This is a genomic window from Candidatus Dependentiae bacterium, assembly GCA_026389065.1.
Lineage (GTDB): Bacteria > Babelota > Babeliae > Babelales > Chromulinivoraceae > JACPFN01.
The window spans coordinates 1-9,544 of record JAPLIP010000014.1 but is presented as its reverse complement, the minus strand read 5'-3'; the positions used below and the strand labels follow the sequence as shown (position 1 = coordinate 9,544).

The 9,544-nt window shown below is 34.5% G+C and carries 7 protein-coding genes; 5 read left to right on the top strand and 2 right to left on the bottom strand.

Annotated elements, in window-relative coordinates; all coding sequences use genetic code 11:
- The coding region (locus NTU89_00640) for a hypothetical protein (protein MCX5923053.1) at positions 1-1,130 on the top strand (1,130 nt) is incomplete at its 5' end.
- 4 nt (positions 1,131-1,134) lie between these two features.
- On the opposite strand, the gene NTU89_00635 is transcribed toward NTU89_00640, so the two are convergent.
- Both NTU89_00635 and NTU89_00630 read right to left on the bottom strand, forming a co-directional pair.
- The gene (locus NTU89_00635) at positions 1,135-2,472 is read right to left on the bottom strand and encodes a hypothetical protein (protein ID MCX5923052.1); all 1,338 of its coding nucleotides are present in this window, start codon (positions 2,470-2,472) and stop codon (positions 1,135-1,137) included.
- A gap of 69 nt (positions 2,473-2,541) precedes the next feature.
- Positions 2,542-3,876, bottom strand: a complete 1,335-nt coding sequence (locus tag NTU89_00630) for a glycine--tRNA ligase (protein MCX5923051.1) — start codon at positions 3,874-3,876, stop codon at positions 2,542-2,544.
- A gap of 328 nt (positions 3,877-4,204) precedes the next feature.
- Between NTU89_00630 and NTU89_00625 the strand changes: the two genes are divergently transcribed.
- The 4 genes from NTU89_00625 to NTU89_00610 all read left to right on the top strand — a co-directional run.
- Positions 4,205-5,554 (top strand): proton-conducting transporter membrane subunit, encoded by a 1,350-nt coding sequence (locus tag NTU89_00625; GenBank protein MCX5923050.1) that lies wholly within the window; start codon positions 4,205-4,207, stop codon positions 5,552-5,554.
- Between the two features lie 45 nt (positions 5,555-5,599).
- Positions 5,600-7,780 carry a DUF2309 domain-containing protein gene (locus NTU89_00620; protein MCX5923049.1) on the top strand — a complete coding sequence of 727 codons (2,181 nt, stop codon included), beginning with the start codon at positions 5,600-5,602 and terminating at the stop codon, positions 7,778-7,780.
- A 182-nt stretch (positions 7,781-7,962) separates the two neighbouring features.
- Complete coding sequence (locus tag NTU89_00615) at positions 7,963-8,982, top strand: L-threonylcarbamoyladenylate synthase (GenBank protein ID MCX5923048.1); 1,020 nt, start codon at positions 7,963-7,965, stop codon at positions 8,980-8,982.
- An 83-nt stretch (positions 8,983-9,065) separates the two neighbouring features.
- A partial coding sequence (locus tag NTU89_00610) for a hypothetical protein (protein MCX5923047.1) occupies positions 9,066-9,544 on the top strand: 479 nt, incomplete at its 3' end.

The following is a 9,544-nucleotide window of genomic DNA, read 5'->3' as shown; positions in this document are numbered from 1 at the left end:
CTTTTAATTTGTCGAATATGATTCAATCAAGATCAAAAGATTTGACATCTGTCTTATCCAAACAGTTTGAAGCTATTTTTTTAGACCAAGGTTTGAAAGCTCAAGGTCCATCATGGTTTGCAAAAATTATAGAGGTAGAGTATGAAGCCTGGCGATTAAATAAAGCATTGTTGATGCGCGGGACCGGTTATGAAAAGTTTAAGGTTGGATTAGGTGTTAATCCATCTAAAAGTAGACTCGCTGGCAATACATTGCATCAGCATAATGATAGGAGTCTGTTAAGTGATTATGCACAACTAAAAGACAATTTAAGATTAAATGAAAATTTCAGCTCAAGTAATCAAGATAAGTTTTCACAACAATATAATTATAGCAATTCTTCCCCTCTTCACCTGTATTCAATTTCGTTTGGCAGTTCTCTTTTTGGTGGAATGGTTAATGATAAAGGTGCTTGTGCAGCATGGTATTTAAGCAAAGATGGCGCTGGTTTGTCTGGTTATGCATTATTGATTGATAAAAAAGATTACGTGCAAACTCAAGCCTCACGATTGTTTTTGATTCCGCCATTGTCATACATGGCTACTTTGTTTTGTTATGGTGAATGGTTTCATGCGCGAGCAACTGTTGCAACTCTTCTTCCAAAAAAACAAGGAAGTATTTATCATATTTCTGGTTTAGCTGATTCTGGATTATATGATCCTACTGGAGTCCTTTTGATTACCAGAGACCCTCTTTTGCATGCAGAGCTTTTTTCGAGATTTTTAGCTGAACATGGAAGATTATTACAATTTGGAGATAATCGTGATCTAACACCAGTAGAAAGAATTTTTGTAGAAAAAGAGATCATAAGGCATCCAGAATTACGTAATTTTACAAAAGGTGTTAATTTGAAAAAAGTAACAAGTGGCATGACAGGCCTTGACCATTTTCTTGCAAATAAATCTTACGGTTTTCTGTCAAGAGTTGAAACAGATGTCATCGATGCAGAAAAAGCTGTTGAAAGTAAGATAAAAAAATCTCAAATAGATGTTGCCAACTATTACAAGGCAATTAGAATCCTGAAGCCTAAAATCGATGAAGCTGCCGTAAAACATAGAGCTAAAAAAGAGCAAAAGCTACAATCAGCTTAAGTTTTTATCCTAGAATGACGTGTTCTTTTGGATATGAAATTTCGCGTGTTTCGCCAATTCTTTTCATGCTTAATACCAGTGCCAACGCGCCGATTCTACCAATGAGCATAGAAATAATTATAAAGCCTTTGCCAATTGAGCTTAAAAATTCAGGAGCTTTTATAAAGGTTCCATTGTTTGAAAACGCAGCAACGGTATTAAATAAAATATCAAGAAAGTTCCATTCTGGTTCAACGATAAGCAGGCAAAAGGTTATTAAAACTATCCAAGATAAACTGAGTGCAATGATTGCCATTGCTTTATACACTTGGTCATCGACAATGTGTCTACCATATAAAAGAGCTTGCCTCTTTCCTTGGATTGCTGCTTTTATTACCGCTAAATAAATGGCAAAAACGCTTGTTTTTATACCACTTCCTGTAGAAAGAGGAGCCGATCCAATAAACATGGAAACCATGCACAAAACGAGTGTTGCAACGTGAACAGATACAAAAGACACCAGTGCAAATCCAGTACTTTTCATTGCAATGCCGGTAAATACCACAACGTAGAGTTTTTGAAAGACTGGCATATCTACCAGTGAGTTATTTCGTTCAATCATCCAAAAGAGAATAGATGAAACAACGCTTGTGTAAAGATACATGCGAAGAACTAATTTGGTATGCCAGCTAATTCCAAGGTGATGTTGTTTATTAAATGCGTGCGTGCTGATTTCATGCCAGGTAACAAATCCTAATCCACCAATGATCATGAGAAGCATCGTGGTAAATACCATGAGCGGACTATGATTGTAATCAAGCATTTTGTTTGGGAAAAGGCTAAACCCTGCATTGCAAAAAGATGAAACAGAATGAAAAACAGAAAGAAAAACAGCTTTTTTTAAATGGTAGGTTTTATACATTGTTGGAAATATTGCCAGAGCGCCTAAGAATTCAGTAATGGCAGTTAATTTTATAATAAAAAACAATGTTCTTTTCGTATCTTTAAAGCTTTTTAGCGAAAGTACTTCGCTTGCAATAACTTGTGTGTAAATTCCTAAGTTGCTAAAAACATATACAAAATAAAGGCTAAGGGTCATAAGACCAAGGCCTCCCAGCTGCATCAGGCATAGCATGACGATGTGTCCAAAATGCGTAAAGCTTTCGATTGGGACAGTCATGATGCCAGTTACAGTCGTAAGTGAGGCAGAAGTTAAAAATAAATCGATAAACGGTATTGATTCTACTCGTGAGATAGGAAGTGCGAGTAAAAGGGATCCTATGGTTGTCGAAATAATCAGCGACAAAAGAATCATATGTTGTGGATAATACTTTAGAAAATATTTACCTTGAGTGGCTATCATAAAGCTCCTTTTTTAAAAATATTTAATAATCATAAAATTTTTGTTTCTAGTTAGTCAACAAGTTACAATTTATGAATTTAACAAGTTTTCAAGATAGCTTTCTGCCTGAGTAATTGCAATACGCTCTTGTGCGCCAGTATCTCGATTTCGAACAGTGACTTTATGGTCTTCAAGGCTATCAAAATCAAATGTGAAGCAGACAGGGGTTCCGATTTCATCTTGGCGCCGGTATCTTTTTCCAATCGAAGCACTATCATCAAAGTCGATATTAATAAATCGTTTTTTTAACGCTTTATATAAAGGTTCAGCTTGCTCAGATAATTTTTTAGTAAGAGGTAAAACAGCTGCTTTGATAGGAGCTATTTTTGGATGTAGTTTTAAAAGAATTCTTGTTTCGCCATCCATGATGTCTTGAGTGTAGGCATCAAAAAGAAGGGTCAAGAACAATCTATCAACTCCCACAGATGTTTCGATGACCGTTGGAATTTCGCTTGTTCCCGTTGCTTGATCAAAAACAGCTAAATCTTTGCCAGAATGTTTGGTGTGTTGGGTTAAATCAAATGTTCCACGGTGTGCAATTCCTTCAAGTTCTTTAAACCCAAAAGGGAACTGATACTCAACATCAAAAGTACATTTGCTATAATGTGAAAGTTTTTCTGTTGGATGCTGATACAATCTTATTTTATCCATGTTGATTCCAATGGATGAGTAAAAATCTTTACGTTTTTGAACCCAGAACTCAAAAGAATCCATGCTTGTTGCATCTTTGCAAAACCATTCAAGTTCCATTTGTTCAAACTCTCTCATGCGAAATAGAAACTGTTTTGGCGTAATTTCATTGCGAAATGATTTACCAATTTGAGCTATTCCAAAAGGAAGTTTCGCTCTGTTTGTTGAAAGAACATTTTTAAATTGAACAAATATTGTTTGTGCTGTTTCAGGTCTTAAATATGCTTTTGCACTATCATCTTGCACAGCACCAAGCTGTGTTTGAAACATGAGGTTAAAATCTCGAATATCTGTCCATGATTTAATACCGCAAGAAGGACAGGGTTTATTGGTGTCGATTTGATCATCATCGGTTCGAAATCTTTTTTTGCAGTTCATGCAATCAATCATTGGATCATGAAAGTTTTCAACGTGTCCTGATGCGATCCATATTGCTTTTGGACCAATTAAAGAACCATCAAGAAAAAATATTTCACCAAGGTCATTTTGAATAGATTTTTTCCAAGCATCTTTGATGTTTTCTTTCATCAAGTACCCAAGGTGCCCAAAGTCATAAATCCCATTAATCCCGCCATAGATATCGGCTGCTGGAAATACAAAACCTTTTCTTTTGCATAAAGAGACGATGTTATCAAGAGTTACTTGGTGTTCGATGGCTGCTTTAGGATTTGACATATTTTACCTTTAAAAAATGCTTTTAGCGTTGAATTTTTTTTTGATTACTGGTTCCCAGATCAAACTCTGGGACAGTAAAACGTTGCTTTTGTTTTGGTCCAAATCTATTTTTATACTGTAGCATTCATAGTCAAATTGTAAATATAAAGATGGCTTCTAGTCCGTATAAACTTATGACAAAATGATTTATTTCTCAATTAATCAATGTTATCCTATTGGAATCAAAATGCTTGAAGTCTTTATTGTTATTTTAATTATGAATAATTATCATACAGTTCTCGTGTCCTAAACTATATAAAAAACTATCTTTTGCGCCAAAGGTAAATACTTGCAAATTATTGAATTTAAAAATTTTTTTTATGTTGACTCTCTTTCTCTTGTGATGCTAACTCTTATTAGTTTTGTGACTAGTATAGCTTACTCCTTCTCAACAAGGTACATGAAGGGTGATTCTGTATACTCTCTTTTTTTATTAAGGCTTATTAAAATAGCTTTTTTTGCGAGCTTAATGGTTCTTTCAAATAATTTAGTTTTGTTTTTCATTACATGGAACTTAAGCAATATAGTTTTGGTTAAATTAATGATCCATAAATCTAGCTGGAAGTCTGCTTTTTGCTCAGGGATTTTAGCTGGTAAAAATTTTATTCTCGGCGCTATTTTTCTTTTCTTTGGGTTTGGAATTTTATATTGGGATACGGGGAAATTATCTATTAATGCTATTTCTGGCAGTAATATTTCTCATTTTTCTCTCTTGATTGCACAAATTTTTCTGTTATTAGCTGCTATGACACAGTCAGCAATCTGGCCTTTTCATAAATGGCTCATTAGTTCGCTCAATTCTCCAACTCCCGTATCGGCAATTATGCATGCCGGACTCATTAATGGCGGAGGTTTTTTATTAATGCGATTTTCTTTTTTATATATCAACTCGCCAAATGTATTGCTTCTCATTTTTATTATTGGGCTAACAACAGCATGCATAGGAACAACTTGGAAGCTTATGCAGCATGACATAAAGCGAATGCTTGCATGCTCAACAATGGGCCAAATGGGTTTTATGTTTGCTCAGTGCGGCCTGGGATTATTTTCTTCTGCCATAATTCATCTTTGTTTGCATGGATTATTTAAAGCATACCTCTTTCTTGGATCGGGTGATGCAGCTAAAGAAAAACAGATAGAGTTAAAATATCCTCCAAGATGTAGTGCTTTTTTTATTTCTTTGCTAGCCGGTTTAATTGGATGCTATGGATTTGCGCATATGAGCGTTCATGATTATAGCCTTTTCGATACAAGCTTAATGACATTGTTTTTAGTATGGATTGTATGCTGTCAATTCATGCTTTCTTTAATGTTTGAAGAATTATCATTAAAGAAAATTATCAGTTTTTTTATAATTGTTTTTATTCTTGGTTGCATTTATGGAGCAATGATTTGTTTTTTAGATGGTTTACTAGAAAGTCTAAACCTTGTTCATCCTCAGCCCCTTAATATTATTCATTTATTAGGAATGGCCCTTTTATTATTTGGATGGCTCTGCATATTGTTCACTAAAAAATTTAATAGTCTTACTGCGACTCCAGAATGGATGCTTTGTTTGTATGTTAAGATTTTAAATGCAAGTCAACCAGACGATAGAACTGTTACAAATAATCGTAATGACTATACCTATTTAAAGTAGCGTCAAAGTTGAATAATATAATCTCTGATCGAAAATAAAGTTATTATGCAAAACTCAAAAATATCACCTTTAGATCAAGCGATAACAAAAAGCTGGTCTAAAATATCACCATCATGGCCTCTTGAAAATTCTATAGCAGTTAATCCTTTACAGGGATTAGAAGATCTTCCCGTTGAAAAAGCGATAATAGAAGCGACCATATATTTTCAGCAAAAGGATTTTCCCGAAGAGCTTAATGTTGTAAATCGTCAAACTATAAAATGGTTGAAAGCGTTTTTTGATAAAGGTCAAGCAGCGATAGCAATGCCTTTGCGCGTTAATGGACTCTATCTTTCTTTGCGTTCATTAATATATTTTGATCAAGAGTTATTTTTGAGCAATCGTGAAGAAAATCAACAATGGTTAAAGTCTTTGCCTGATGATCCTAACGTTGCAATAATAGATATTTTAAAACGTCTTAATATCTCAGAGAATGACTTTCCTTCTTTTTTAACTTTATCATTAACAACTTTGCCAGGATGGGCTTCTTATCTTAAATATCTTGCAGAGTGGAGTAATGAAGATATAAAAAACAAGCATAACTTACGATCTGAATATTTAGTAATACGGTTGATTTTTATATATTTATTATGGCCAAAAGCCTTAACTCTTTTAAGTTGGTATAACTCTAAAAAATTAGCAGCACATGATAATAATATGTACGACAAGATGGTCGCAGCAGAGCAACGTCATCAAAAATCGTTAGTACAAGAATTAAAAAAAGAAATTGTTTTTATCAATACACGAAATTCTAACAACCAGGTCCAAATGATTTTTTGTATTGATGTCCGATCTGAGCCTTTTAGAAAAGCTATAGAAAGCGTTGGGGATTATGAAACATTGGGATTTGCAGGTTTCTTTGGATTGAATTTACGCATTGAAGATCTTGCAAAGGCTCAGGCTTATGATTCTTGTCCTGTGTTGCTTGCATCTAAAAACACAGTGCGAGTAACTTCATGCAATGTCATAAAGCTAAAGTTTTTTGAAACAATTCAGAGATTATATCAATCAATGAAATATACTTTTACCGTGCCATTTATGCTGGTAGAAGTTTTGGGTCCTATCATGGGTATTGGCATGGGGCTTAAAACAATATCCCCAAGGCTTTTAGGTTTCTTAAAAACAAAAGTTGATGAACCGGTTATAAAAACTTGCTTAGACATAAGATCTATCTCTTTTCAGGATCAATGTGAGTACGCAGAAACGGTACTTACTATGTTAGGCCTGACTAATAATTTTAAAAAATTAATAGTTTTTTGTGGTCACGGTAGTTCTTCAAAGAATAATTCTTATGCTGCAGGTTTAGATTGCGGAGCTTGTGGCGGAAGACCTGGTGGTAATAATGCTCGAATTCTTGCCATGATTCTTAACTCTTTAAAAGTACGAGAATATTTAAAACATAAAAATATTGATATTCCCTCTGAGTCATTTTTTCTGGGTGCTGAGCATAATACAACAACAGATGAGTTCGTGTTATATGAATCAGATGCTGTAGGACTTGAATCATTAGATAGTCTTGTTAGCCAACTAAAAGCAGATCTTGATTTAGCGAGCACAACCAATTGTTTATTTAGGGCTCGATTAATGGATTATATGGGTAAGGATATTGATGCTCCTGAGTACATCAAAGATCATAGTAAGGATTGGGCTCAGGTTAGGCCTGAATGGGGACTAGCTGGTAACGCTTCATTTATTATTGCCCCACGTGATTTAACAAAAAATATTAATTTAGGTGGAAGATCTTTTTTGCACTCATATGATTATAGCAACGATCCTGAGGGGTTATTCCTAACGACTATTCTAACGGCACCTGTGATTGTAGCTCAATGGATTAATTATCAATATCTATTTTCTACCGTTGATAATGTTGCATATGGCAGTGGTAGTAAAGTAACTCAAAACATTATCGGCAAGTTCGGTATCATGCAAGGGAATTCAAGCGACCTTATGTCAGGTTTGCCTTTACAGTCTTTATATCTATCAGATAATAATGCTTATCATGAACCAGTAAGGTTGCAGGTTTTTGTTTATGCTCCTCAGGCCTTGCTAGATAATATTATTTCGGCAAATAGCATACTACAAAAATTATTTGGCAATGGGTGGGTAATTTTGATATGTATTGAGCCTGTAGAAAATGACTTTTATTTATTAAATCGTGATTTTAGCTGGAGCAAGATTGACGAATAAAAATTCTATTTAGCTATACAAGAAGTGTCGGATAGGATGGGGCAAAAGATAAAGTGCTCGTTAATTAAGTCAGATATTTTTGGTTGTGTAAAATGTAACTATGAGCAAGATAAAGATCGTTTAAATCAGTTCATTGGGGATTTATCTGAGCATTATACTAACTGTAATCCATAGGGTTAAAAATGACATTAAAAACTAAAATTTTACAAGCTAATAAAAAAGAAGATGTGTTAATTGCAGCAGAACTTCTCAGGGCATCAGAACTGGTTGCTGTTGCTACAGAAACAGTGTATGGGCTTGCTGCTGATGCCAAAAATCCAAAAGCTGTTGAGAAAATTTTTATAGCTAAAGATCGGCCATCCAATCACCCATTAATTGTGCATATATCTTCTTTTGAAAAAATAAATTATTGGGCTAAAGATATTTCACCACTTGCAAAAATTATTGCCAAAAACTTTTGGCCAGGGCCAATTACCTTACTTTTGAAAAAATCAGAAAATGTTAGCAATGTTGTAACAGGAGGGCTTGATACCATAGCTATTCGAATACCTCAAAACACTGTTTTACTTGAATTGCTAGATATCCTTGATACTGGACTAGCTGCCCCATCAGCAAACCCTCATAAGCGAATAAGCCCTACAACGGCTCAGCATGTTTTAGATGGGTTGAGTGGTAAAATAGCAGCTGTTTTAGATAATGGACCATGTGGTATTGGCGTTGAATCTACTATTCTTGACCTTACCGTTGAAGTACCAACCATATTAAGACAAGGCCCAATCACTCAGATTATGATAGAAGACGTTTTGCGTACCCAGGTAATAATTGCGCACAATCATTCCTCAAAGGTAGCTGGTAATATGAAAGAGCATTATCAGCCGAATACAAAGGCTTCATTGATGACATTTGAGGAAATAAAAAAATATATATCATCACCAAAAAATAGTAATCAGAAATTTGCCATCATGCATTATTCTGAATTCGAGATTGGTATCAAGAGTGCATTCCTTAATCATATTTTTCAAAAAATGCCTCTTTGTAAAAATGACTATGCAAGAATCATGTATCAAAAATTACATGAGCTTGATGCTATGAAAGCACATAAAATATTAATTGAAGTGCCACCAAAAACAGCTCATTGGGGCGATGTTTTAGATAGGCTTTCAAAGGCTACAGCTTTAAATAAGATTGATCACAGCTCTTAATAAGCGCTTTTGTTAAAACTCTTGATTTTCGCAACCATTTTTTTATAGAGTTTGGTTATAAATTTTTAACTCTAGGGGGAAATGTGGAAAAAAATCAAACTTCTTATAAATTATCAGGGCTACTGGGTTTACTGTGTTTGGCTGTTTTGCAGATGAGTCAACTTTGTGCGTCTAAAAGAACATCTTTAAAGTCACAGTCCAATTATACTCAAGCTGGTAGAACTAAGAGATCAGATAAATATCACATAATCGATGAAAACTTTAATTTTAGTAATAATGATCCGCTTGATAAAGATCTAGCAAATAGAGATAATTCTGGTAATCCCTTAGATGTTGATGGAAATTCAATTAAGGTAGGAACTAGAAAAGCATTTGCAAGTGGGTCTTCGAAAAGAGATAAGCCATTTACCTTGGATAATCAAAAGTTTTATTTAGAGCGTAGAGCTGAGCAAGCTAAAGACAGGCAGCCTGAAAAAGAGTCTAGGGAAAATAGACTAACAGATCTTGGTATCAAGCTTGAAGATCTGTTAGATAGAAAGGATATTGGCAGAGATAGTCGTAG